21 protein-coding genes and 4 pseudogenes are annotated in these 25,042 nt (G+C 64.2%); 15 read left to right on the plus strand and 10 right to left on the minus strand.

Features of this window, described 5'->3' with window-relative positions:
• Positions 1-78: 78 nt before the first annotated feature.
• Positions 79-1,127 (plus strand): annotated as a pseudogene (locus QW861_RS32365) (IS3 family transposase); the annotation flags it as partial.
• Between the two features lie 271 nt (positions 1,128-1,398).
• The gene (locus QW861_RS34100; RefSeq protein WP_410052345.1) at positions 1,399-1,656 is read left to right on the plus strand and encodes an excisionase family DNA-binding protein; all 258 of its coding nucleotides are present in this window, start codon (positions 1,399-1,401) and stop codon (positions 1,654-1,656) included.
• A gap of 91 nt (positions 1,657-1,747) precedes the next feature.
• Here the strand turns inward: QW861_RS34100 and QW861_RS32370 are convergent, their stop codons facing one another.
• Positions 1,748-3,193 (minus strand): integrase, encoded by a 1,446-nt coding sequence (locus QW861_RS32370; RefSeq protein WP_316193970.1) that lies wholly within the window; start codon positions 3,191-3,193, stop codon positions 1,748-1,750.
• A gap of 1,356 nt (positions 3,194-4,549) precedes the next feature.
• Here QW861_RS32370 and QW861_RS32375 point away from each other — a divergent pair.
• On the plus strand, positions 4,550-5,452 hold the full coding sequence (locus QW861_RS32375) for a hypothetical protein (RefSeq protein WP_315753979.1): 903 nt from the start codon (positions 4,550-4,552) through the stop codon (positions 5,450-5,452).
• A gap of 166 nt (positions 5,453-5,618) precedes the next feature.
• On the opposite strand, the pseudogene QW861_RS32380 reads toward QW861_RS32375, so the two are convergent.
• Positions 5,619-6,101: pseudogene (locus QW861_RS32380) on the minus strand (cytochrome P450); the annotation flags it as partial.
• A gap of 60 nt (positions 6,102-6,161) precedes the next feature.
• Entirely contained in the window at positions 6,162-6,368 is a 207-nt protein-coding gene (locus tag QW861_RS32385; RefSeq protein ID WP_315753977.1) for a hypothetical protein, read from the minus strand.
• Positions 6,369-6,735: 367 nt separating this feature from the next.
• Here QW861_RS32385 and QW861_RS32390 point away from each other — a divergent pair, with 367 nt between their 5' ends.
• From QW861_RS32390 to QW861_RS32410, 5 genes and pseudogenes are all read left to right on the plus strand, one after another.
• Positions 6,736-7,071, plus strand: coding sequence for an HPF/RaiA family ribosome-associated protein (locus QW861_RS32390; RefSeq protein ID WP_315717609.1), 336 nt, complete (start codon positions 6,736-6,738; stop codon positions 7,069-7,071).
• A gap of 50 nt (positions 7,072-7,121) precedes the next feature.
• Positions 7,122-7,598 carry a cupin domain-containing protein gene (locus tag QW861_RS32395; RefSeq protein ID WP_315753975.1) on the plus strand — a complete coding sequence of 159 codons (477 nt, stop codon included), beginning with the start codon at positions 7,122-7,124 and terminating at the stop codon, positions 7,596-7,598.
• A 293-nt stretch (positions 7,599-7,891) separates the two neighbouring features.
• Positions 7,892-8,578 carry a Crp/Fnr family transcriptional regulator gene (locus QW861_RS32400; protein WP_315753972.1) on the plus strand — a complete coding sequence of 229 codons (687 nt, stop codon included), beginning with the start codon at positions 7,892-7,894 and terminating at the stop codon, positions 8,576-8,578.
• A gap of 602 nt (positions 8,579-9,180) precedes the next feature.
• Positions 9,181-9,279: pseudogene (locus QW861_RS32405) on the plus strand (histidine kinase dimerization/phosphoacceptor domain -containing protein); the annotation flags it as partial.
• 82 nt (positions 9,280-9,361) lie between these two features.
• Positions 9,362-9,871, plus strand: a complete 510-nt coding sequence (locus QW861_RS32410) for a sensor histidine kinase (protein WP_315753971.1) — start codon at positions 9,362-9,364, stop codon at positions 9,869-9,871.
• Positions 9,872-9,956: 85 nt separating this feature from the next.
• Here QW861_RS32410 and QW861_RS32415 read toward each other — a convergent pair.
• Positions 9,957-10,163: pseudogene (locus QW861_RS32415) on the minus strand (hypothetical protein); the annotation flags it as partial.
• Between the two features lie 135 nt (positions 10,164-10,298).
• Here QW861_RS32415 and QW861_RS32420 point away from each other — a divergent pair.
• Positions 10,299-10,907, plus strand: coding sequence for a hypothetical protein (locus tag QW861_RS32420; RefSeq protein WP_315753969.1), 609 nt, complete (start codon positions 10,299-10,301; stop codon positions 10,905-10,907).
• A gap of 84 nt (positions 10,908-10,991) precedes the next feature.
• Here QW861_RS32420 and QW861_RS32425 read toward each other — a convergent pair whose 3' ends face one another.
• The 3 genes from QW861_RS32425 to QW861_RS32435 all read right to left on the minus strand — a co-directional run bounded on the left by QW861_RS32425 (position 10,992) and on the right by QW861_RS32435 (position 18,130).
• Entirely contained in the window at positions 10,992-12,188 is a 1,197-nt protein-coding gene (locus tag QW861_RS32425; protein WP_316173058.1) for a cytochrome P450, read from the minus strand.
• Between the two features lie 363 nt (positions 12,189-12,551).
• On the minus strand, positions 12,552-17,321 hold the full coding sequence (locus tag QW861_RS32430) for a DUF3320 domain-containing protein (RefSeq protein ID WP_315753965.1): 4,770 nt from the start codon (positions 17,319-17,321) through the stop codon (positions 12,552-12,554).
• Between the two features lie 164 nt (positions 17,322-17,485).
• Positions 17,486-18,130, minus strand: a complete 645-nt coding sequence (locus QW861_RS32435) for a glutathione binding-like protein (protein ID WP_315753963.1) — start codon at positions 18,128-18,130, stop codon at positions 17,486-17,488.
• A gap of 90 nt (positions 18,131-18,220) precedes the next feature.
• Between QW861_RS32435 and QW861_RS32440 the strand changes: the two genes are divergently transcribed.
• Positions 18,221-18,892, plus strand: a complete 672-nt coding sequence (locus QW861_RS32440) for a TetR/AcrR family transcriptional regulator (RefSeq protein WP_315717603.1) — start codon at positions 18,221-18,223, stop codon at positions 18,890-18,892.
• A gap of 4 nt (positions 18,893-18,896) precedes the next feature.
• On the opposite strand, the gene QW861_RS32445 is transcribed toward QW861_RS32440, so the two are convergent.
• Positions 18,897-19,862 carry a glyoxylate/hydroxypyruvate reductase A gene (locus QW861_RS32445; protein ID WP_315753961.1) on the minus strand — a complete coding sequence of 322 codons (966 nt, stop codon included), beginning with the start codon at positions 19,860-19,862 and terminating at the stop codon, positions 18,897-18,899.
• Positions 19,863-19,950: 88 nt separating this feature from the next.
• On the opposite strand from QW861_RS32445, the gene QW861_RS32450 reads away from it, so the two are divergent.
• The 5 genes from QW861_RS32450 (at position 19,951) to QW861_RS32470 (ending at position 22,970) form a co-directional block, all read left to right on the plus strand.
• The gene (locus QW861_RS32450) at positions 19,951-20,268 is read left to right on the plus strand and encodes a hypothetical protein (RefSeq protein ID WP_315717601.1); all 318 of its coding nucleotides are present in this window, start codon (positions 19,951-19,953) and stop codon (positions 20,266-20,268) included.
• Positions 20,269-20,367: 99 nt separating this feature from the next.
• Positions 20,368-20,736, plus strand: a complete 369-nt coding sequence (locus QW861_RS32455; RefSeq protein ID WP_315717600.1) for a YciI family protein — start codon at positions 20,368-20,370, stop codon at positions 20,734-20,736.
• A complete protein-coding gene (locus tag QW861_RS32460; RefSeq protein ID WP_315717599.1) occupies positions 20,733-22,004 on the plus strand; it encodes an RNA polymerase sigma factor in 1,272 nt (423 codons plus the stop codon). The genes QW861_RS32455 and QW861_RS32460 overlap by 4 nt, the downstream gene beginning before the upstream one ends.
• A 96-nt stretch (positions 22,005-22,100) precedes the next feature.
• Complete coding sequence (locus QW861_RS32465; RefSeq protein WP_315753959.1) at positions 22,101-22,520, plus strand: DoxX family protein; 420 nt, start codon at positions 22,101-22,103, stop codon at positions 22,518-22,520.
• A gap of 30 nt (positions 22,521-22,550) precedes the next feature.
• Complete coding sequence (locus QW861_RS32470) at positions 22,551-22,970, plus strand: VOC family protein (RefSeq protein ID WP_315753957.1); 420 nt, start codon at positions 22,551-22,553, stop codon at positions 22,968-22,970.
• 5 nt (positions 22,971-22,975) lie between these two features.
• Here QW861_RS32470 and QW861_RS32475 read toward each other — a convergent pair whose 3' ends face one another.
• Together QW861_RS32475 and QW861_RS32480 are read right to left on the minus strand one after the other, a co-directional pair.
• Positions 22,976-23,422, minus strand: coding sequence for a hypothetical protein (locus QW861_RS32475; protein WP_315753955.1), 447 nt, complete (start codon positions 23,420-23,422; stop codon positions 22,976-22,978).
• 4 nt (positions 23,423-23,426) lie between these two features.
• Positions 23,427-24,227 carry an SDR family oxidoreductase gene (locus tag QW861_RS32480; protein WP_315753952.1) on the minus strand — a complete coding sequence of 267 codons (801 nt, stop codon included), beginning with the start codon at positions 24,225-24,227 and terminating at the stop codon, positions 23,427-23,429.
• Positions 24,228-25,042 lie beyond the last annotated feature (815 nt).

A 25,042-nucleotide genomic window follows, 5' to 3' on the forward strand; every position in this document is an offset into this window, starting at 1 on the left:
CGGCTGCGCTTCATGCTCTGGTCCTCGTTGGGCCAGAACGAACTTCAAACTGGATTAAGCCCCAGGGGCAAGGTCAGAATGGACGTCTCGGAGGCCAAGCGGCTGAAGACGCTGGAGGACGAGAACACGCGGCTCAAGCGGCTGCTGGCGGACGCCATGCTGGACAATGCAGCGCTGAAGGATCTCCTGGGAAAGAAGTGGTAACGCCCGCTGCGAAGCGGAAAGCTGTCGCACATCTCATGGGTGTTCACGGGATGAGCGAACGGCGGGCGTGTAAAGCCATCGGATGTTGCCGCATGACGGTCAGATATCAGACGAGCCGGGCCGATGATGCCGGGCTGCGGCAGCGCATGAGGGCGATCGCCCATGAGCGCCGCCGCTTCGGCTATCGTCGCCTGCACGTCCTGCTCAAGCGGGAGGGCTATGCGGTCAATCACAAGAAGCTGTTCCGGCTGTACCGGGAGGAACGGCTCACGGTGCGCCGCAGAGGTGGCCGCAAGCGGGCCCTCGGCACACGAGCTCCGATGACGGTGCCGCTGCTCCCGAATGATCGCTGGTCGCTCGACTTCGTGTCGGATCAGATGACCGATGGCCGGCGCTTCCGCGTCCTGACCGTGGTCGACGACTGCACCCGCGAGTGCCTGGCGCTGGTGGCCGACACCTCACTCTCGGGCGCCCGGGTCGCTCGAGAGTTGGACCGGCTGGTCGCCAAGCGCGGCAAGCCCAAGATGGTCGTGAGCGACAACGGCAGCGAACTCACCAGCAATGCCATCCTGACATGGACCGATCAAAGCCGTGTCGCCTGGCACTACATCGCGCCGGGCAAGCCCATGCAGAACGCCTTCATCGAGAGCTTCAACGGCCGCCTGCGGGATGAACTGCTGAACGAGACGCTGTTCACCTCGCTCGCCCAGGCCCGCGTTGCGCTCCGATGCTGGCAGGCCGACTATAACGACGCTCGACCGCACTCCCAGCTCGGATGGAAGACGCCATCCGAGTTCGCCGCCACCTGCAATCCGCGTCGGGATCTGGCGCTGCGCTATGCCGAGAGCTCCGCGCCAGCTCCCGCCGCTACGACCGCCCAGATGGGCACATCCAACCGCCCGAACGAACTCAGGTCTGGATAAAACTTGGGGGCAAGGTCACCTCTTCATGAGGTCCTCGCTCTCTCGAACTCAATGATACCGCGGACTTTGACGAGCCGTATAGAAGCTGGGTATCGCGGGAGCTACTCGATCGCGCCAGGTCGGCCAGAAAATGTTAGCCCTCTCCTTTACGCGGGTCCCTCCGCAGCTTTCTGATGTACGCTAGGACACTCTGCTCAGTCGATTCTGTTGACGTCAGGTGCAGGCGGCCTCACGGTGGAGTCTTCGATATTATAGAAGAGGAACGACCTTGATGCGACGTGGCCGGCGCCTCGAATGCGCTACCCAAGAGCCCAAGCGTAATCCGCTAGATTGCATCCCGTTTGCGCAGCGGCTGACCTGTACAGTGGCGGAGGCCTGTGAAGCAACCGGCCTTGGGCGAACGAAGATCTATGAACTGATCGGAAATGGTCGAGTTGCGACGACGACGATCGGCCGACGTAGGCTCGTCGTTGTGCAATCTCTGTCTTCTCTGGTTGGCATCAATGTGGCACCCACCAAAGGCAGATAGCTTTTTCGCCTGGACGTGGCCAATTTAGTAGTAAATATGCGCTTCCCGTATCGATGTGAGAATGGCCGCAGGCCAACCTGCGCCTGCAGTGTTACAATTCCGACCTGGCAGAGCCGTGCCCATCTAAAGCATTATCGATCGACAACGAAAGCTTCTCGCTGGCCCCAGACATCGGCGACATGCTCGCCTCTCCGCGGGGGACAAGAGGTATAACAGCCGCCCTGGCTAGATCTTCGAGGGCCGTTGCGATGTACTTCGCATAATGGCGTTCGATCATCTGCACCGATGTGTTGTGCATTTTGGCAACGTGCTGAATGGGCAGCAGATTGCGTAGGCCGCGTACGATGCTGGAATGCCGCAACGCATAGGGGATGACCTTCGGGAACCCGGCGCGCTCGCGGATGTCTTGCCACGGGCGAGTGAGTTCGGCTGTCCTCCACGGACCGCGCTCCGACTTCTTCCACCCAAAGCTACCAGCCTGTTCGTACCTCCAGCGCTCAAACAATGGGGCTTCTTTTGGGCGGCCTGAAATTGCCGGCAACAGAACGTCAATGACATCTTCACCCACGGGTACCGGGACATAGCCGCCGTTGCCGCCGCGCCCCTTGTATGACCCTGGCACCATCAAGCGTCGCTCTATTTCCTGCGCATCACTCACGCGCATCCGCCTTAGTTGCGCAAATCGCGCACCCGTAGCCGCAAGGCACACGACAATGCGATAGAGGTCGCCTTCAAACCCTTGCTCCTCGTCGATCTTGCGCGCGGCTCGGAGGAGAGTACTGACCTGCGCGTCCGTGAGAATTTGGTTGTCTCGAGCGACAGATGTCTCGTCGTCATCCTCGATGCGTTCAGCTTTGAGCCCGTCTTTCACGATCGACGGGAATGTCGGGTTCAACTTCTTTTGTTCCGAGGGCAGGCGGAGCCATGCTGCATTTAGGGCAGCCTTCAGGTCAGCTGCGAGCCTGCGCCTGGTCGTGGCCTTCAATTTTGCCGGCAGGCTCTCACGCCAAGTCAAAAGGTGATTTTCTGTCAACGCGTATAGGCGGACAGCGACGAGGGGAGCAGCCTTAGTGGCTTCCTGGCGACCACGACGCTCTTGACCAAGAAGGTAGCGCCGCAGCCGGTGGCCAGCATCGGAGCGAATTTCGCGACCGGCCCTCCGGCTGTCACGGGCGTTGCGCTCCCGAACGTATATCTCAATTGCCGCTTGCACTGTGGGCGGCGGTCCGGCAGCTAGCGCTGCCGCTTCTGCCCTTGCCCGGATGACGTGTTCTCGCGCTTGTGTCACGGCTTGTTCAAAGGTCAGCGTGCCTTCGGATGGCTTGTCGTTGACGTCGTTGGCAACGCCGATCGGCGCTTGCTTGTAATTGGCCCCGTCATGGTGATTGCGCCAGCGTACCAACCATTTCCCACTTCGCTTGCCTCTGCGATAGCCAAGATGCGCCTCGGCATCGAGGCGCCGCCAATGTACGCCTAGATCCAACCTGGAGCGCGCCCTGGCCGTCGTGATCTGTTCCTCTACGAGAGTTTTCGCCATCACAACCTTCTCTAAACCGTCGAATATCCGTCGAATAAGCGAGGGCGTACGGAGGCGGTCGACCGGGAACCTCCATCATCTAAGTATATGATAATATTGGATTGTGGCGAATGGATGCGAACTGGACGAGCAGGAAAAACTCCAACTCTCAAGGCTGAAACAGGGGTTCGATTCCCCTAGGGAGCGCCATTTCCCGGCGCTCAACCCTTCATCTCTGACCTCGCGACGCGGCTCCTCAGCCTCGCGGCGCACATTCGCGTCCGAGCTTTGCTTCACCTCGGCACCCCTCGAGAAGAAGGGCGCAGGGAAGGCCGGGTGCAGGCCGCACCCATGGCCCGCCTGCAGAAAAGAAAGCAGGCGGCAGTCACCACAGGATTGGCCGAACAACCGGCCTTCCCTGCGCGATGGGTTGAACGGCTGCTCCGTGCTCTCCCAGGGGACCGGGCTTGCTTGCCCCCGTCATCGGGATGTCGCCGATCAAGACACCAGCGTCGGGGTGTCGGGACCACACGGCTTGACCGTCCGCTCAAGGTCGTTCGTCCGCACGCGAAACGCGCACTGCGACCCCAGGCGGCCACCGCATCTCCCGCTCCACGGTCCGTGACGATCGCGAAACGCCCCTTCAGCGAGCAGGAGACGGCGAGGAGCATCGATCTGATTTGCCCGACGACACAAGGTCGAAGTTGCCCGACGGAATGCGGCAGATTGGCACGACGGGCAGTTTGGGGGTGGGGGCGATGCGGAGGGCAGAAAGGATCTGGAGCGCGACTAAAGATACGCGTTGATAAAGGGCATCAGTCCCGGATGTCGCTCTCCAAGGACTGTGGAGGCTTGCCGATGACTCGGATCAAAATTCTGTTGTCCAAACAAAGCAGCTGCTATGTTTAGGTATGCGCGAGCTGCCGAGGAGTTTGGGGGCTCCAGTTCGACTTTCGGCGGGCTGCCGGAAGGGGCTCCGAACTTTAATGTGTGGCGCCCAGTCCCGCTGCTCCGGCGACCGAGAAAGGCTCGGAGTAATCTCCGCTTCGGCGCCTCACCTCGCGCATAGGGTAAGGAGGTGTGTTGCCAGTCGCTCCGCGTCCTATGTTGCAAGCAAACTCGGGTTCAATCTCGATTTTGCAGAAGGGCTGCAAGCCGCAATGAAAATGATAATCGGAAAGTGAGACGTGGACTTGTTCGGATCGAATAAAGACGCGTCCTCACGACAGCCTCCGAAGATGCAGGCCAAGCCTGTTGTAGCGAAAAAGAAGAAACGGATGGCCCGTAGTGATCTCTTAGTGGCTCTGGTTAAGGCGGGCGCGACGGACGCCCATTCAGTGTTTATACGGACGAACAATTCAGACCTGCGAGATTAGAATGATCGTTGAGGTGCCGACTGCTGACGATCTGAAGGACGCAGCAATTAATTCTCTCAACCTTGCCTGGACAATCGTTGTCGGCCTTGTGGGAGAGTTGGACAACGCGCAGGTCGCAGATTGGGACTCCGGCGGAGAGGTCGCGGATGAATACTGGCAGAAGTCGCAACCTTCCCTTGCGAACGCCCTGATTTTGGTGCAGCAAGGATTCGAATTGCTATTGAAGTCGCGTATCGCAGCTGTAAACCCATTCTTGTTGTTGTCGAGAGAAGTTCGCGACTGGCCTGCTTCCGACAAGAAAGACATTTCCTTTGCTGAGTTCCGGACGGTAGACGCCGCAGATCTTATTAAGCTGCACAACAGCGTGTGTACGGATCAATTAGAGACATCATTTGTTGAGCTTTTCGGGCTCGTGCGGAGAAGGCGAAATCAAGTCATTCATCATGGAAAAGATAGAAGGCCTATTAGCGTCACTGAGTTGCTGGAGGCTATCCTCACTTGTGTTGGGAGATTGGCTCCGTCTATTCAGTGGATGAAGCAGCGGTTAGAGTACAAGAACAATGACTATTTGGCGGTAGCCTATTCTAACGACTTTGTTACAGAGATCGTCTGCCATGAAGCGCAAACCTTAGTTGGTCTTCTAGGAGCGTCTTCACTCAAGAAGTTTTTTGGGTTCGACAAGAAGGCGCGCCGCTATTTTTGTCCTGAATGTGCAAATGCCGCTGAGATGGATCGATACGCTTTGGCCCATTTGCAGCCGAACAATCCCGAAAGTACCCATCTTTTTTGTATCGTGTGCGATGATCGATACGTAGTTGAACGTAGGAAATGCAAGGAAAAGGACTGCAAATCGAATGTGATTTCGGACGAAGGCGTATGTCTTGGATGTTGGAGCGAACAGTAGGCGACCGGCACCGCCTGAGTGCCCCAACAGACATGTAAGTTCGGTTGGCGGCAGTGCATTCAAGATGTGCATGCCAGGGCTGGCTGCGGGCATGATCTTAAGCAGCCTCAAGCCACGGCATTTGCACTGAGGATCAAGCTAAAGACAATGCTCCGCGCTCCCAATCCTACTGTAGCCTCACCGGCAAATTCAGCGGCCCCCGAAACCCAAAGCCATGCCAGCGCACACTGGCCGCATCCACCAGCTTCATCCGCGGAAACCGCTCGAACAGCATCGGCAGCAAAATCGCGCCGACGGTGCGGCGGGAGAGGTGGGCGCCGGCGCAGTGGTGGGGGCCGTTGCCGAAGGCCTGGTGGGGGTTGGGGTCGCGCAGGGCGTTGGTGGTCTCGCCGTCGGTGAACAGCTTCTCGTTATGGTTGGCGGAGGCCTGGATGGTCATCACGGTGTCGCCCTTCGGGATCAGGCAGCCGCGGATCTCGGTGTCCTCCATCACCAGGCGTGAGCTCGCCGGGCTCGGCGCCACCCAGCGCACACCTTCCTCGAAGACCGATCGTCATTTGTCCTGCGCGCGCACAGCGGCGAGCTGCTCCGGATTGGTGAGGAGGCCGTAGAGGATCGTCAGCAGCGCGTCGCGCGGTTCGTTGATGCCGCGGCAGCGGCCTCCGCACAGGAATGTGCGAGACGGGACGTTCGCCCTTCGAGCCCGCCGCTACGGCGTCCAGTTCCCCGGGCCCAGCAGGGTCGGAGGAATGAGCGCGCCGGTCATGGCGTGGATGAAGTGGAATCTCGAGCAGGCCGGGCAGCTCACGGTCTCGAAGGTCACGGTCTCGAACCGACAGTCGTCCTTCGGCTGGTGCAGGATGGCATCGACCTCGGACCCTGTCTGGGGGCAGCGAAATGTGATCGGACAATCCATCATCCCATCTCCGGTGCAGACTCGAAAGTTGGGTCGCCGCAGGTTGCGCCTGATTCTCCGGTATTGACTGAGCAATATTGATCAGCCGCGCGCGTTCGCCTCTGGCAGTCTGGTTGCGGGAGACATTGGGAGACGCGCTCGAACGGCGGCTTCGCCCCGCCCGAAAGGCCGCGAGGCGGATCAAGCGTCGCTTCAGACCCGCTGTATCACGGGGCGTTCAGTCGTGGCGGCCGCCCGCGAACGACGCTTCGTGGCGTCGCGTGCCGTGCGGCGGCGTCGAAGCTTGGATGACGACCATGCCGGAGAGCTGATCATGATCGCGAATTCCATCTTGCGACGTTTGACGCTTCACCTGAAGGAGACACGGATGTTGATCGATGTCAGGACCGATGGAAACGTCGAGGACGGCGAGCAGTTGTCGCAGGACGTGAAGGCGTCGCTTCATGCGGTGCTGCATCGCTATGAGGATCAGGTCAGGCGGATCGACGTGCAGCTCAGCGACGCGGTGAGCCACAAGCCCAGTCACGACGACAAGAGCTGCAAGATCGAGGTGCACCGTGACGGCGGCGAGCCGATCGTCGCGGCGCATCAGGACAGCTTCATGGAGCAGGCCGTGCGTGGCGCGGTCCACAAGCTGAAGCGCGCGCTCGACCACGCCTTCGGCAAGGAGGCGGTGTCCGATCAGCTTCGGGACCATCGCTAGACGCGTGGCGGGACGGTTTGCCGGCAAGGCCGCCGGTTGGGAGATCCGTGATGGACATGCTTGCTGAGATCACCGACATCGGGCCGCAGCCGCAGGCGTTCGACATCGAGCGGGCGACGCGGGACAATGCCAATTATCGGTCGGTCGCCTGGAGCGGGCGCTATCTGCAGGTGACGCTGATGTCGATTCCGGTCGGCGGCGACATCGGCCTGGAGGCGCATCCGGAAACCGATCAGTTCCTGCGGCTCGATGCCGGCCGCGGCCGGGTGCAGATGGGGCCCGCCAAGGACGAGCTGACATTCGACCAGACGGTGTCGAACGGCTGGTGCGTGCTCGTTCCGGCCGGGACCTGGCACAACATCACCAACATCGGCCCGACGCCGATGCAGGTCTATGCGATCTATGCGCCGGCCCATCACGCGCCGGGCAAGGTGCAGGCGACGGCGGCTGCGGCCGCAGCCGACCGTGACGACGCGCCCGCGACCTGGTCTGTGCAACCCAAACAGGTGGCCGATCACCACGGATGAACGACCGCGAGGATGCGATGAGGCCTCATTCACTCGGCCGGCGCGCGCCGAGGAGATGGTCGAACGCGCGGGGTCTGGTGCACGCCGGTCTCTCGTTCGAAGCGGCTCCGGCGTGAGCATGCTCCATCATGTGAGGGGCTGCATCGCAGGGAAGGTCTCGCATCGATTGCAGAATGGTGCTCGCGGCGCCTTATCCTCGCCGGGAACTCAATCGGAGGGCGATGAGAAGATTGACCTAGCGCAAAGATGGAAGCGGTTTCCACCGTAAAATTTCGGCATGTCCACCGAGGGGGATGGGGGCTGTGCCGAGTTCGAACCTCGCCAGATTTGATCCGAAGGCCTTTCTCGACAAGGTATGCCCGGGGCAGAAGGTCCTGAAGGTTCCCAAGGGGGGAAGCGTGTTCGCCCAGGGCGACCCGGCCGACGCGCTGTTCTTTCTCCAACAGGGAAAGATCAAGCTGACCGTCGTCAACGACGTCGGCAAGGAAGCGGTCATCGGCATCGTCGATGCCGGGCAGTTTTTCGGCGAAGGCTGTCTGACGCGGCAGGCGGTGCATACCGGCTCGGCATTCGCCCTGCAGGATTGCGTGGTCACCGCCATCGCCAAGAAGACGATGATCGCAGCGCTTCGCCTCCACCCTGAGCTTGCGGAGATGTTCGTCGCGTTTCTGCTGGCCAGGATCGACCGGTTCGAGGCGGACCTGATCGACCAGCTCTTCCATAGCAGCGAAAAGCGGCTGGCGCGGCTGCTTCTGACGATGGCCGATTACGGCCGCGGCGAAACGCCGCTGCCGGTCATTCCAAGAATCAGCCAGGAAACGCTGGCCGAAATGATCGGCACGACGCGGTCGCGCGTCAGTCATTTCATGAACAAGTTCCGGAGGGCGGGCCTGATCGAATATGACGGCGAGATCGTCGTCTATCCGGCGCTGCTGCAAGCCGTCCTGAACGACAACCTGCAGGCGGAGCAGCAGAACTAGCGGCGGGTGTGCAGCGCGCGGGTGGTCTGTTTTGCACAGACGGAACTCTGTCCGCATCGCTAGCTGCCCATCACCCACCGCCGGGCTCTGCGTTTCGTTTCGCCGCTTGAAGGCGGGACGCGCGAAGCGTTCGTGACGGGGGGAGTGTTGCGTAGGGAGGGGACCACATGTTCAAGCAGCAGTTTTCCGACGCGTCTGACGCGTGCGCACTTGCCGAAGCCATTGTGGACACGGTCCGGGAGCCGCTGCTCGTCCTCGACCACGATCTCCGCGTGATTGCCGCCAGCCGTTCGTTCTATCTCACCTTCTCCGCGACGCCCGAGGATGTGCTGGGACAACTCTTCTATGAGCTGGATGACGGCGCCTGGAATATTCCGGCGCTGAAGTCGTGGCTGAGCCAGATCTTCTCCAACGCCAGCGCGCTGCATGATTTCGAGGTGGAGCACGTTTTTCCCGCCGTCGGACCCCGGGCAATGCGGCTGAACGCCCGGCAGGTGTCCTACACGGTCGGGTCCCACACGACCATCCTGCTCGGCCTCGAGGACGTCACCAGCGAGCGCGAGATGGCGCGCCGGAACGAGGAGCTGCTGCGTCAGAAGGATATGCTGCTCGAGGAGTTTCAGCACCGCGTCGGCAACAGCCTGGCGATCATCGCCAGCATCATCTCGTTGAAGGCACGGTCCGTCGGCTCCGAGGAGGCACGACGCCATCTGGACGACGCCCGCGACCGGGTCATCTCGTTCGCGAACATCCAGCAGAGTCCACACCTCCGCGCGCAGCGGCGTGATCGCGCTCGGACCGCATTTCGCGAGGCTCTGCCAGGCGATCTCGCAATCGATGATCGCCGACCATCAGCGGACCAGGATCGAAACCCGCGGCGACGGTCAGGCGACGACGAGCGAAGCCGAAAGTCTCGGGCTGATCGTCACCGAGCTCGTCATCAACTCCCTCAAGCATGCGTTTCCCGAGGACACCGCGAATGGGCTGATCACCGTGACCTACGAGTCCTCCGGAGCCGGCTGGACCCTGTCCGTCTCGGACAATGGAACGGGGAAATTGCAGATGAACGGCCGGCCGAAGGGGGGTCTCGGCACCGGCATCATCATGGCCCTGGCGAAGCAGCTCGGGGCCGAGGTCACGACCGTGGCCGGTCGGCCCGGCACGACCGTCTCGGTGCGTCACGCCGCCGTGGCGACCCGCGACGACTTGACCGGAGCAAGCGTGCCGTCCGCTCCCGCGATCCGATCCAGGGCGGGATCCATGGCCGGATCGCGAACCGTCAGCCGATCGTGACGTCGTCGCCGATCAGTACGACCCGATCAGTACGACGGAGAGACCAGGGTCCTAGCCCACCCGCGACCAGATCAGGCGCACCGACTCAGCGCGCAGTAGTACGATCCCCCGCGCGCTGCTTCTCCTGCAGCCGAACCGGCAGATTGAGCGGGCCGCGGAAGCCGAACCCGTGCCAGCGCACGCTCGCGGGATCGGGCAAGGTCATGCTGGGAAAACGCTCGAACCGCATCGGCAGCAGGATGGCGCCGACGGTGCGGTGGGAGAGGTGGGCGCCGGCGCAATGGTGCAGGCCGCCCCGATTGCGCAGCTCACTCTCCTCGCTCGAGCGACGGCGTCCTGATCGCAAGGAACCAATGGTCCGACACGGAGATTGGTATCGAGACCGGGCTGGCCCCACTCCGGCGATGCCGCACAGGAAGGCCTTTCAATGAACAAGCGCAAATCAAATGGCTCCCACAAGGGGAACAGCGCGAAACCCGTCGTGGCGAAGCCGGTATCAATGCCCAAACACGCCGACGCGACAGCGAGGCAGAAGCGCGCTCGCGTGCTAACCGAGTTCGTAAGCTCGGACGCAGACGAACTGCAGGCAGTTCCGGAGACCGAAACGAGGCTCCCGGGACGACCCGGCCAGGAGACGGAAACGATCCTGCCGCCGCTCCCGCCTCGTGAGCCCGAATCCGCGCCGGCGCGCCTGCCGCCTCTCAGCGAGCTGAAGCCCGATGCCGCTCAGCCTGTCGGCGCTGGGACGGACTCGCACGAAGCCCAGCCAACCCCGATCGCTGAAGCCAGGGCGGCCGATCCCTCGCCCGTGGCGGGCGGACCGCCGCCGGCGCTCGCCGGCATGGAGGCCTGCCAGACCCTGCTTATGGAGATGACGCGAGACAATCTCGATTTGGCGGCCAGCCTCGCCACGATGCGCTCGCCTCTCAGCATGTTCGGCGTCGCGACCACGTTTGCCGGCAGACAGATCGACATCTACCGCAGGTTCACGAAGGCCGTCGTCGAGATCGCCACCGGGCCTGCCAAAGCGCGATAACTCGAACGTGGTGATTCCAACCAACCCGGGGCCCGCCTCAGGTGCACTGAGACAACGCGAAGAACAACGCCCTTCGTGCCGGACCTATTGCAGCCGTACCGGCAGATTGAGCGGGCCGCGGAAGCCGAATCCGTGCCAGCGCACGCTCGCGGGATCGGGCAGCGTCAAGTTGGGGAAACGCTCGAACAGCATTGGCAGCAGGATGGCGCCGACGGTGCGGCGGGAGAGGTGGGCGCCGGCGCAGTGGTGGGGGCCGTTGCCGAAGGCCTGGTGGGGGTTGGGGTCGCGCAGGGCGTTGGTGGTCTCGCCGTCGGTGAACAGCTTCTCGTTATGGTTGGCGGAGGCCTGGATGGTCATCACGGTGTCGCCCTTCGGGATCAGGCAGCCGCGGATCTCGGTGTCCTCCATCACCAGGCGTGAGCTCGCCTGGATCGGCGCCACCCAGCGCACGCCTTCCTCGAAGGCGGAGCGCCATTTGTCCTGCGCGCGCACCGCGGCGAGCTGCTCCGGATTGGTGAGCAGGCCGTAGAGGATCGTCAGCAGCGCGTCGCGCGGCTCGTTGATGCCGCCGCCGATCGCGATCTTGATGTTGGCGATGATCTGGCTTTCGGCAATCGGATTCTTCGCGTTGACCATGAAGGAGAGCGCGGACGAATCCGGCGCGGCACGGACGCGCGCCATGTTGGCGCGGATGCAGCGGTCCATCTCGGCGTTGGCGATATCGGACGCGTCGAACGGCCCCGGCGTCCAGCCGAAATTGCCGGCGCCGTCGATCAGGGCCTGCGACCAGCGCTGCATGTCCGCGTCGCTGGCGTCCGGGATGCCCATCACTTCAGCGAGGATGCGCGCGGCCAAGGGGCCTGCGAGGGCGGGGAAGAGATCGACGATCTCGCCGCGCGGCAGCCGGTCGAGATAATCAGTGGCGAATTTGGTGTAGAGCGGCTCCCAGACGGCTTCGATCGTCTTCGGCATCAGAGCCGGCATCATCGCCATGCGTTCGGCGCGGTGCTCATCGTGATCCTTGCGCATCAGGGTATGCGCGAGGAAGGCGCGCTTCATCGGCGTGTTCGGATCGTTGGACGAGAACAGCGCCGCATTGTCCTTCACATATTTGGTGTCGGCCGCCTTGGTGAGGAACGTCCGGCCCACCGACTTGACCCGCAACACCGGCGCTTCGCGGCGCAGGCGCCGGTAGATCGGATAGGGATCGCGCGTCAGCTCCGCGATGGTGATGGTCTCGTCCAGGGGAGCCAGGGTCTGAGCCGGGGTCGCGGTCGGCATGGGGCGCTCCTGTGGGATGCGGGCCAGCGCGTGTCTCACCTCAAGGATAGTGGCCGGGACGGACCCGTGCAATCCTGGTCCGATGCATTGGCCGGGACGAGCGTCCGTGCTGAACGAATTCTGACCTCGCCTGTTCCGTTCCTTCAGCGATTCCGCGCGGTTGCGGGGACAGCCGGAGGGGCGACATTCCGCCCTGCGGGGCGTCAGCTCCGACATCGTCGGCGCTCCACCGCCATTGCAGGACGCGGATGGATCGCGAGATCGTCGTTGCCAGCGACTCTGCGCAACGCGGTGCGACGTGCGCTCCGCGGGGCGGCTGTGACGCGGCGTTCGGGCCGTGATTCCCGGCACGCATTCAGCCGGTCAGTCCTGCGCCGCCGGCGAAGCCTCCTGCGGCCTGGTCAGCAGCGCTCCTTCGCGGCGCAGGTGTCCTGCGTCGAGAAGACTTCTGAGACTGCCCTGCACGGTCTCCCGCAGCTGGGCGCTGGTCGACCCGAAGCCAAACAAGCGGGCCACCGCCTGGATCAACTGGTCCTCCTCGGCACCGAAGTTCTGCTCGACAATCTGCATGATGGCCGCCTTGATCTCCTCCGGCGGCAGCATCTCGGGCTTCCGCAAGGACTGCGATTGCACGTCCTCGCGCGTTCGGACGACGATCGCCTGTCCCGGCACGGCGTAGAACGGACCCCCGGCGATCTGTCCCTTCGCAACTGCCGATCCCAGCGCCGCTCTCACGGCATCGCGGATGCGATTGCCGGCGCGGGCAAGGCCCCAGGCCGATCTGATCCGGACGATGATTTCCGATTCATGCACCGGCCCCTCGATGGCGACGATCTCGACGACATGCCGCGTCATGTCGGCAAGCGGCGTCTCGTGCGGCTCGATCTCCCGACGGACGCGCAGCTTCGCCTCTTCATAGGGGGCCACCGTCGGTGCCTGTGCGAGGATCTCCTGAGGGCGCTGCTCGGTCTGCTCCGGCGCCGGCACATCGGAGGTTGCCGGAGGCTCGGGTTGAGCTCGCGCAGTCCCTTGGTCGATGTCCCGCCAATGCGCCTTCGCAGCATCGATCGCGCGGAGGACTTTCTCGGTTTCCTCCTTGGGACGGAGAAACCAGTCGGTCGACCAGATACGATGCAGCACCCAGCCATGCGCTTCCAGCACATTCTGCCGAAGGCGGTCGCGGTCTCGCGCCGAACGAGACGCATGGTACTGGGCGCCGTCGCATTCGATTCCGAGCAGGAAGCGGCCCGGCTTGTCGGGATCGACGACGGCGAGGTCGACGAAGAATCCGGCGGTGCCGATCTGGGTCTTCACGTCGTGGCCGAGCGCCCGCAGCCTTGCGGCGACCTGCTCCTCGAACACCGAGTCGGGATCGCGCCCGGTCTCCTGCGCGATGCCGAGCTGCCCCATCTGCGCGAAGGTCAGGAACGTCTTCAGGGCCGCGATGCCGCGGCCCTTGGCGCGCGACAGGTCGATGTCGTCGCCGGTGATCGACGAGAACACCTCGCATCGGAGCTTGGCGCGCGAGATCAGCACGTTCAGCCGGCGCTCGCCTCCGTCGGAGTTGAGGGGGCCGAAGCTCATCGAGACGAAACCTTCCTTCGTTCTCCCATAGCCGATGGAGATGAAGATGACGTCGCGTTCGTCGCCCTGGATGTTCTCGAGGTTCTTCACGAAGAACGGTTCGCTGGCCCCGCGGACGAAGAAGCTCTCCGTTGCCGGGTTTTCCTTACGAAGGATTTCGAGCTGATCCTGGATCGCCTGGCGCTGCGCCACCGAGAAGGTCGCGACGCCAAGGCTTCGGTCCGGGGTCTCGCGCGCATGGCGCATGACGGCCTCGGCGACGAGCCGCGCTTCCCTGGGGTTGGTCCGGCTGCTGCCGCGTTCGTAGTGCGCATCGGGGTTGTAGTTGAACTTCAATCCCATTCCCGCGACGGCGTCGTACGGGCTCGGCACGATGAACAGCCGGTTGTCGTAGAACTGCTTGTTGGAAACGGCGATCAGCGACTGGTGTTTGCTGCGATAGTGCCAGTTCAGCATCCGATGCGACAGGCCCTTGGCAAGGCAGAGGTCGAGAATGCTCTCGGCGTCCTTGACCTGGAAGGTCGGCTGATCCTCGTCGTCATTGTCCTCGTCGTCGTTACCTGTCAGCTTCGCGAAGAAGCGCGTCGGCGGCAGCTGCCGCTCGTCACCGACGACCACGATCTGCCGGCAGCGCGCGACCGCGCCGAGCGCGTCGACCGGCTCGATCTGCGAGGCCTCGTCGACCACCAGAAGATCGAAGGCGATCGCGCCAGGCTTGAGGAACTGTGCCACCGACAGAGGGCTCATCAGGAAGATCGGCTTGATCTGCTGAATGACCGGACCTGCCCGTTCCAGGAGCTGGCGGATGGGCAGATGATTGCGCTTCTTGGCAAGCTCGCCGTTCAGCACACCGAGCGGCCCGATGCCGCCGGCGTTGCGCGGCAGGGCCGCGGCATGCTCGTGGGCGATCTGATCGCGGGCCAGTTGCATCCGTGCGACGTCGAGCTTGCGGAAGCCATCGACCAGCCGATCGTGCGATTCGCCGTCGAAACGTTTCAGTTCAGGATGATCGGCGAAGATCACGCTGCGCATGGCGTCGTAATAGGACCGGTCGAAGGCGGCTTCGAGCGCGTCGCCCGGCAAGGAGCCGTCGAGCGTGCGGTCGACCAGCGCGGCGAGGCCTTGCGCGCGCGCAAGGCGGACCCGGTCCATGAACGCGATCCAGCGGGTGAGGCGCTCGGTCGCGCTCTGCCACTCCGACAAGGTCTGCGACAGGCCGTCCAACCGGATCTGGTCGCCGGCGTCGAGCGGGATGCGGGCAGGCTCCAGCTGGAGAAAGTCGATCAGCCTGCCGAGGCCGGACCTCAGACTTGCGAGGTCGTGGTTGAGCTGTTCGATCGATTGCCGATCATCGGCTGACAAGGCCAGCTGCGTCAGCCGCTGGCGCGTTTCGTCGTTTGCGAACGGCTTGGGGAATGCACTCCACCAGCTCGCCAATCTGGAAAGCGCATCCCAGTCCGACCGTTCCTTCTGCCACGCCGTTCCGAATGCGGTGCTGCCGGCAGCTTCGACCTCCGCGAAGGACCGGCGTGCGGCTTGCGCCGCGATGAGGCCGTCGAGCAGCAGAAGCCGCTGCTCGAGCGTTTTCGGCATCGGCACCTTCAGGTACGAGGCCAGCAGCGCCACCTGCTCGCGATAGCGCGGGCTGAGCAGGCGCAGCCAGGAGCGGCCCTTCTCGGCGATGACCTTGCGGCACTCGGCGATCGGTGCATCCCAGGCGGCCTCGACGAAGGCGCTCTCGAAGGCCGTCCTCAATTTCGCGTAACGCAGCCCCTTGTCGATGATGTCCGTGATGAGTCCGGTCTGGCTCCAGACGCCGTCGCGGAAGGACGTCCGATCGCACTCCGGCATCGCGGCCGCGGCCTCGGCGAAGGCGAGTATCCCCGCGGCATCGGCCAAGGTGGCCGGCGGCGGGAGATCGAGCAGCGTGCCGAGGCGGGCCGCGCCTGTGGATACGCTGCCGACACCGCTCGAAATGTCGCCCAGCGAGCTGCGCAGCTCGGTCATTTCGGCGGGATCAAGCGCGTCGCGGCCGACACCGCGCCAGGGATGCAGGTGAGGCGCGCCGTCGGCCGCAATTCGTCCGGCGAGTTCGGCGATCAGCTCACGCCGCCGCTCCAGATCCAGAGGAGACCAGGAGGGGGCGCCCTGCAACGGATAGGGAGGCTGCGCGGAGTTGTCCCCGCAGCGCACGAGATGACCCAGCAGCCTGAACGGTGTCAGCTCGCTCGGCTGATGCGGCTGGTGCATCATCTCCGCATGCCGGTTGAGGCCGTCACGGCTGTCGGTCAGGCGCTGCACCAGCGTGGCTTCGCCGCGCGGGACCGCGACCTCGGCCGATTTGCAGCGCCTCAGCTCTTCGAGCAGAACGCGCTTGTTGGCCTTGTTGGAGTGCAGCTCCAGCGCGAGCGCGCCGAGACCGACATGCTTCAAACGCCGGTGCACGACCTCGAGCGCCGCCATCTTCTCGGCGACGAACAGCACCGTTTTCCCCTCGGCGGCAGCCGACGCGATGATGTTGGTGATGGTCTGCGATTTGCCGGTTCCAGGCGGTCCCTTGACGACGAGGTCGCGTCCGCGGACCACTTCCTCGATCACCACCGCCTGCGACGAATCGGCATCGACGACGTGGTTCATCGCCACTGGCTGGATGACGGAATCGATCTTTCCGTCGTCGGCCACGATCGGCTCCGCGCCCTCGAAACCGTCCTGAAGCAGCGCTGCGATGAGGGGGTGACGATCAAGGCCGCCATCTGCGGGCCAATTCTCTGGATCCAGATCGCGATACATCAGGAACTTGGAGAACGAGAAGAAGCCGAGGACGATCGCGTCCGTCCTGACCTCCCACCGCTGTTTGTTGGCGACCGTCTCCGCGACGCCGGCGAGATAGGCCGCGATGTCGACATCGTCCTCGTCGCCAAAATCCTCGATCTTGAGTCCGAACTCGGCGTCGAGCTTGGCCTGGAGCGAGAGGTTCGGCGACGGCGGCTCAGCGCGCGAGACCAGGTGAAACCGATCGGCGGCGCTGCTGCGTTCCAGACGGACGGGCAGCAGGACGAGCGGCGCGAAGCGCTCGACATCGGATTTGTCGTCCTCGAACCATTTCAGTAGCCCGAAGGCGAGATAGAGGATATTGACGCCCTGTTCTTCCTCGAGCGTTCGTGCGTCGTACCAGATATCCAGCAGGCGCTTCTGCAGCGCCTCCGATGACAGCCGGGTCCTGAGCCGGGTGTCCGGCTGCCGCGTCTGCGACTCCGAATCATCACCTTCCTGGTCCACCTTGGTGGTCGGCGTGTCGGATCGAGGTGCCGGCACGCTCAAGGGCAGGGTGCCTTCCGCCTCCGCCGTCTCTGCCTTCGTCGGAAGGAACGTGAAGCGCTTGCCTTCGCCGAGAAGCTCGAAGAGCGCAGCAGAGCGCGCGCCGACGATGTCGATGGTGCGGATGGTCTTGGTCTTGAGCGGGATGTGCACGAGCCGGTTGCGCGTGCCCAGATCGAGCAGCGCGCGCCGGTCCGCCAGCAATCGGTCTCGTACGGATGTGGTCGCCACGTGCAATCCTCCTGCGATTCGAGGATTGCAACCCGGAATGATCGCGGTCAAGCATCCGGCGCGGTGGAGAAGGGGTCAATGAGCGATGGTTCATCTTCCCCGTGAAGAGGTCTCATCTCCCAATCGAGGGAGACGAGACTCGTATGTTCCCAGGCCGCCTGTTCCTAGGCCGCTGCCTTATGCCGCGCCAGTTCCGCCTTGTAGAGCTCGAACTCCTCGGCGATGGCACGGGCGATCGACGGCCGCGCGCGCAGGCGCTCGTAGTACGCCTTCACGGCCGGCCATTTCGCGAGCTGGACCGGCGGCGTTGCCATGGTCCAGTTGATCACGGTGACGAGATACGCGTCGGCGACCGTGAAATGATCGAGCAGATAGTCGCGATCCCGCAGATGGTTCTCGAGATGATCGAGCCGCGACAGGTTCTTTTTCAGGACATGAGCCTTCATTTCCTCGGGCGCGGTCTTGTCGAGGATCGGAATGAACAGGCCCTTGTGCAGCTCGGTGCCGATGAAGCAGAGCCATTGATGCAGCCGGCTGCGGTCCATGCCGGGGCCGGTGCCGAGCTTGGCCTCGGGGAAGCGATCGGCGACATATTGCAGGATCGCGGCGTTCTCGGTCAGCAGGTCGCCGTCATCGGTGCGGAGCGTCGGGACGAGCCCGAGCGGGTTGACGGCGCGGAAATCGGAGCCGTCGTTGAGGACGATCTTGGTCTTGGGATCGACCTCGAGATAGTTCGCCGCGGCGTCGGCTTCGTAGAGCGCGATGCGGGTGGCGAGCGAGCAGGCGAGCGGCGAGAAATACAGGTCCATGGACGTCTCCCTCGGGCTCCGGACCGGAGCATTGGTTGATTTTTATACTGTCTCGCATAATATGAGCTCGGTCAAGGAATTTAGTGCGAAATGGTACAAAAAAAGAAAGGGCCGCCGCAGGGCGACCGTCCGATAGAAAAGGCGGGTGCCCCCGACCAGCCGAAGCGGCGCGGCAGGCCGCGGGCGTATGAGCCGGATGTCGCGCTCGGTAAGGCGCTCGACCTGTTCCGGTCGACCGGCTTTGCGGCGACCTCGCTCGACGATCTCAGCGCCGCCACCGGCATGAACCGGCCGAGCCTCTATGGCGCGTTCGGCGACAAGCGCGAGCTCTACATCAAGAGCTATCAGCGCTATCGCGACAATGCCCGCGCCCTCATGGGCGACGTCTTCAGCAACGATTGGCCGGTGCGACGGCAGCTCGAGCAGATCTTCGCCACGGCGCTCGACATCTATCTGTCGGGCGAGGAGGGACCGCGCGGCTGCTTCACGGTGATGACGGCGGGCTCGGAGGCGGTCGCCGACCCCGACATCCGCGCCATGGTGCAGAACGCGCTGACCGAGCTCGACAAGGCGTTTGCGCATTGCTTCCGCCGCGCCAAGGAAAAAGGCGAGCTGCCGGCCGACGCCGATCCCGTCGTGTTGGCGCGTCTGGCGTCGGCGACGATCCACTCGATCGCTGTCCGGGCGCGCGCGCGGGCGCCGCGTCAGGAGCTGGAGGCGATCGTCGCCGGCGCGATCGATGTGATGGTCGGCAACAAATAGCGGTTCAATATCCCCTGACGCGATCGACCAGATTGCGCAGCGCCCCGCCGGCCTCGAAGGTCGCGATCTGCTCGGCGACGTAGCGCGAGATCGCGTCGGCGTCGGTGTCGGCCGCATTGTGCGGCGTCAGCACCACCTTCGGGTGGCTCCAGAACGGGCTGTCGACCGGCAGCGGCTCCTGGCCGAACACGTCGAGCGAGACCGAACCAAGTGTGCCGTCGTCGAGGCAGGCGAGGATGTCGGCCTCGTTCTGCAGGCCGCCGCGCCCGGCATTGATCATGACGGGGGCGCCGAGCGGCGAGCTGCGCCGAAGCCTCGCGAACATCTTGCGATCGAGAATGCCGCGCGTGTCGGGCGTCAGCGGTAGCAGCGACACCAAAATGTCGGTCCGCGCCAGGAACGCATCCAGCTGCGCCGCACCGTGGAAGCACTCGATGCCGTCCGCCTGCTTTTCGCTGCGGCTCCAGCCGGCGACCTGGAAGCCGAGCCGCTTGAGCACTTCGGCCGCATCGATGCCGAGCGTACCCAGTCCGAGAATACCGACTCCGATCTCGGCCGCCGGCCATTGATACTTGGGCGCCCAGCGCTTCACGCGCTGCGACTCGCGCAGATACAGCTCCTGCCGATGATGCATCAGCACGTGCAGCACGACATATTCGGTCATCCGCGCCGTAAGATCATCGACCGCGACCCGGACCAGCGGCACGCTCGGCAGCGTCTTGTCGGCCATCAGTGCGTCGACGCCCGCGCCGAGATTGAAGATCACGCGCAGGTTCGGGAAGCCGGCGAGCTCGCCGGGGACCGGCTTCCACACCGCGGCGTAGTGCACCTCCGCCGGATCGAGGCTCGCATCCGGCAGCAGCACCACCGGGCGGTCGCCGCAGACGTCGTCGAAACGCGCCTTCCAGCGCTGCGGCGACCAGTTATCGGTGCCGCCATGGATCAGGAGCGCCAGCGCGCCTTTGGTCATCGGGGGGTCCTCGAGCTTATGTGACGTGTTCCACATACCAGATCGCGCGCGCAGGCCAATCTCCAGCCATCAACACGGAGACATCGTCATGCGCAAATTGCTTCTCGCCGCCGCTTTCGTCATCGCATCCGCCTCGGTCCAGGCTCAGACCATCGATGTCGGGTCGATCCTGTCGGCCAACGGCATTTCCATTGGCAAGGGCGGCGGTCAGCCGCAGGCCGCCAGTCAACAGGGCGCCGCGGACGGCATGGCGCAAGGTGCGGGCGGCCAAGGTGCCGCAGGGCAAGGTCAGGGGCAGGGCCAAGGCCAGTCGCAGCGCCAGACGGGCCGAGCCAGGCAGCCGCGCGAGAGCGCGCAGGAGACGCGGGCGCGCAACATCGCGGCCAAGTACGGCATCTCTTGGTAGGCGGCTTGTTCCTGCAGGCGGAACCCGCGAAAATACTTCGTGGGTCTGTCGGCCGGAGGCATACTCCGCCGTCTTGAAGACGAATGGAGATGACTTCCGATGCTGTATGCGCTGCTCTGCTATCATGACGAGGATGTCGTCTGCGCCTGGAGCAAGGACCAGGATGCCGCGGTCATGGCCAAGCTTGCGGTCATCCAGGAGAAGCTCGCCAAGCAGGGGCGGCTCGGGCCGGTGGCGCGGCTGCTGCCGACCACGGCCGCGACGACGCTCCGGAAGGAGGATCCGCCGCTCGTCATCGACGGCCCCTATGCCGAGACCAAGGAGCAACTGCTCGGCTTCTATCTCGTCGACTGTGCCAATCTCGACGAGGCGCTCGAGGTCGCGCGCGAGCTCGGTGAGGCCAATCCAGGCGGCTCCTACGAGATCCGTCCCGTCGGCACGTTCAGGCCGGGTGGAGCGCTGGCATGACCGATACGGCCTGGATCGATGCAGCCCTGACATCAGCACGTCCCCAGGCCGTCGGCGCGCTGCTGCGCTATTTCCGCGACCTCGACACGGCGGAGGAGGCATTCCAGAACGCCTGCCTGCGCGCGCTGAAGAGCTGGCCCCAGAATGGGCCGCCGCGCGATCCCGCGGCGTGGCTGATCATGGTCGGACGCAACGCGGCCATCGATGACGTCCGCCGTGTCCGCCGCGAGCAGCCGCTGCCGGAGGACGAGGCGATCTCGGATCTCGACGACGCCGAGAGCGCGCTGGCCGACCGGCTCGACGGCTCGCATTATCGCGACGACATCCTCCGCCTGCTGTTCATCTGCTGCCACAAGGATCTGCCCGCGACGCAGCAGATCGCGCTGGCGCTGCGCGTGGTGTCCGGACTGACGGTGAAGCAGATCGCCCGGGCCTTCCTGGTCAGCGAGGCCGCCATGGAGCAGCGCATCACCCGCGCCAAGGCGCGCGTCGCGCAGGCGAACGTGCCGTTCGAGACCCCTGGCGCGGTCGAGCGGTCGGAGCGCCTGACCGCGGTCGCCGCCATGGTCTACCTGATCTTCAACGAGGGCTATTCGGCCAGCGGCGAGACCGCCGCGCAGCGCCAGCCGCTGTCCGAGGAGGCGATCCGGCTGGCGCGGTTGCTGCTGCGGCTGTTTCCGAGCGAGCCCGAAATCATGGGGCTGACGGCGCTGCTGCTGTTGCAGCACGCCCGCTCCGCCGCCCGCTTCGACGCCGAGGGATTGCCGATTCTTCTGGAGGATCAGGATCGCTCGCTGTGGAACCAGCCGATGATCGCGGAAGGCACAGCCCTGATCGACAAGGCGATGCGCCATCGCCGCAGCGGTCCGTACCAGATCCAGGCGGCGATCGCGGCGCTGCATTCACGCGCCGCGCGTCCGGAGGACACCGACTGGACGCAGATCGACCTGCTCTATGGCGCGCTGGAAGTGGTGCAGCCCTCGCCGGTGGTGACGCTCAACCGCGCCGTTGCGGTGTCCAAGGTCCGCGGCGCCGGGGCGGCGCTCGACCTGATCGGGCCGCTCGAAGGGCGGCTCGCCAACTATTTCTATTTCTTCGGCGTGCGCGGCGCGCTGCTGATGCAGCTCGGACGCGCCGACGAGGCACGGACCGCCTTCGACCGCGCCATCGCGCTGGCGCACAGCTCGGCGGAGGCCGCGCATATCCGCATGCAGCTCGATCGCCTGATGCGCGACAGCGCAACGGCTCAGGTCCAGGTCGGCCAGTGACATTCCGCTGAGATTCGATCCAAAATCTTGAACCGGGCTGTCGGCGGCACGCTCCTTCATTCGTCCTTGGAGCAGCATTACGGGGAGGAGCTGCAGATGACGACGATCACCTTGGAAGAACCGGTCTCGCGCGCCGAATTGTGGAGCGGCCGCATCCTGAGTGGGCTGGTGACCCTGTTCCTGCTGTTCGACGGCGCGATCAAGCTCGTCCCTCTGTCCGTCGTCACCCAGACGCTGGATCAGATGGGCTATGGCGCGAGTGACGGCACGGCCCGCGCGCTCGGTCTGATCACGATCGTCTGCACCGTGCTCTATGCGTTGCCGGCGACGTCGTTCGTCGGGGCGATCCTGCTGACAGGCTATCTCGGCGGCGCCATCGCTTCTCATGTCCGCATCGGCAGTCCGCTGTTCAGCCACGTCCTGTTCGGCCTCTATCTCGGGCTGATGCTGTGGGGCGGCTTGTGGCTGCGCGATCGCCGGCTGCGCGCGCTGCTGCCGCTGCCGCTGCCGCGCTGACGAATGATCTTTCAACCAAGGAGGATGACGATGATCTGTCCCTATCTGACGTTCAACGGCGATTGCGAGCAGGCGCTCAAGCACTACCGCGAGGTGCTCGGCGCCAAGATCGAGATGATGATGCGCAACGGCGAGGCGCCGCCGGAGATGCCGTGTGCGCCGGAGCACAAGGACAGGATCATGCATGTCCGCTTCTCGATCGGCGGAGGCGTCCTGATGGCCTCGGATTCGCCGCCCGAATATTATCAAGGCAAGCCGCACGGAATCTCGGTCTCGCTCCAGATCGCGGATCCGGCCGAGGCCGAGCGCAAGTTCAACGCGCTCCTCGAAGGCGGTGCCGTCACCATGCCGTTTGGCAAGACCTTCTGGTCGAAGGGCTTCGGCATGGGCGTCGATCGCTTCGGCATTCCGTGGATGATCAATTCCCCGGCGGAAGGCTACGCGGCGTGACGCCGCTAGCGGCACGAGGGGTACATCGCCTTGAGCTCGCGCCCGCGCAACAACAGAAGCCGCGACGTCAGGCCGCCGCGGCGCTCGATCCAGCCGCGCACCGGCGTGGGATAGGTCTGCAGCACCAGCTTGGAGGCTTCGGGTTCCGCATAAACGCGGCCGCGCCGGTCGACCGAGCGTGCGGCGTGGAAGCCGAGGGAGGCTCGCTGCGTCACGCAGATGCGGTCCTCGGGCACGACGCTGAGCACCAGCGTGCAGGCCGACAGGCAGGGACCGTCGATGATGACACGCTCCCCGGAGGCGCGCACCTTCTCGAACAGATCGAGGAACGGTCCCACCTCGCCGCCGGGCGAGGAGATGATGCGGACGTCGGCGCGCGCCAGCATCGTCGCGATCCCCCACAAGAGGACGGCGAGCAGCAAGGTCAGGATGATGCGCGTCCGGCTCGGCATCGTTTCATGTGTTCCTGCGTTGGCCGCGCAAGGTCGGCAATCCGATTCCCGCGGCATCGAAGCCGCCATCGACGGCCAGGATCTGTCCGGTGATATAGCTGGAGCGTTCGGAGCTGAGAAACAAGATCGCCTCGGCGAGCTCGTCCTCGAGGCCGTAACGGTTGAGTGGAATGGCGTCGTGATAGTCGGCGCGGATCTCCGGCGTGTGCACGTCCTTGGCCATCGCGGTCTCCACCGGGCCCGGCGCCACCGCGTTGACGCGGATGCCGGTGGAAGCGAGCTCGACCGCGAGCTGCTTGGTCAGATGCGCCAGCGCCGCCTTGCTGGTGCCGTAGGCGGAGCGCAGCGTCGAGGCGCGGACGGCTGAAATCGAGGTGATGTTGACGATGGTGCCGCCGTGCTCGCGCATCAGCGGCACCGCGGCGCGCGTGCACAGAAACGGCCCGGTCAGGTTGACGTCGAGGATGCGTTGCCAGTCGGCTTCGCTGGTTTCCATGATCGGGGCGAAACGCGCCACGCCGGCATTGTTGACCAGTGCATCGAGACGACCGAAACGGCCGGCAATGCGCGCCAACGCATCGGCGACCATCGCCGCGTCCGCGACGTCGCAATGCAGCGCGAGCGTTCGATCGGGGGATTTGAGTGCCGATGTGGCGTCGTCGAGCAGCGTCTTCTCGATGTCGAGAAGCGCCACGCGCCAGCCTTCGTGCAGAAATCTCTTTGCCGTCGCCAGCCCGATGCCGCGTGCCGCCCCGGTGATCAGGGCGACCTTGTCAGTCAGCGTCGTCGTCGATGTTTCCGTCACGGGGGTCGACTCCTCGGGCCGGCAGCCCGGCTCTTCTCGTCGTTGAGTCCTAACATGCGCTGCCCGGATCGCCTGTGAAGGCCGTCACATCTGTCAGAGTACGTTCAATCCAGCTCCGCGCGATGCGTATAGCCAGCGAAGTTCGTGGGCGTTGTCAAACAGCCAGGGGTGGTAACGACGACGTCAATTCGCGTTCTCGCGGTGTCGAAGCACCCGAGTCATGCTCGCCCTGGCCTCCCTCTCGGGTCGGAGGGCGCAGGGAAGACCGGGAGCTTGCCCGCCCCATGGCCCCCGCGGGAAAAATGCACGGGGCAGGAACCACAGATTCGGCTGAGACATCCCGGCCCTCCCTGCGCGATGCCCGGGGACCGGCTGTTTTGCCCCCGTTTCCGCCACAATACGCTCCCGCATCGGACACGGCATCAGCATCGGGATGCCAGGGACCACATGATTTCGCCGTACGCGCCGCGTTGTTCGTCTGCGTGTCCTCATATGAGCATGATCTTGTCGGAAAGCTGTGGCGCAATAGCCGTCAACGGCCTCCGGTTCCGAATCATGCTCCACGCTGCAACATCGACGCGTCCACCGCATCCTGCCCCCCACGTTCGTGACGACCGCGAAACATCCCTCTCGATCGGGAACAGGACGTGGCTAAAGGAGTATGAATTCTGGAAAGGCGAAAGAGGGACTTTCTTACGGGAAGCACTGGACAAGGGTGATCGACTTGAAAGTCTTCAGGAAAAGAGCCGCCTCTCCAGGCGCGTTCCCCCGTGGAATTGGACAGTCCCGCCGTCGGCTGATTTGCTCGTCGTCGG

This window comes from Bradyrhizobium sp. SZCCHNRI1029, from assembly GCF_032487555.1.
GTDB lineage: Bacteria > Pseudomonadota > Alphaproteobacteria > Rhizobiales > Xanthobacteraceae > Bradyrhizobium.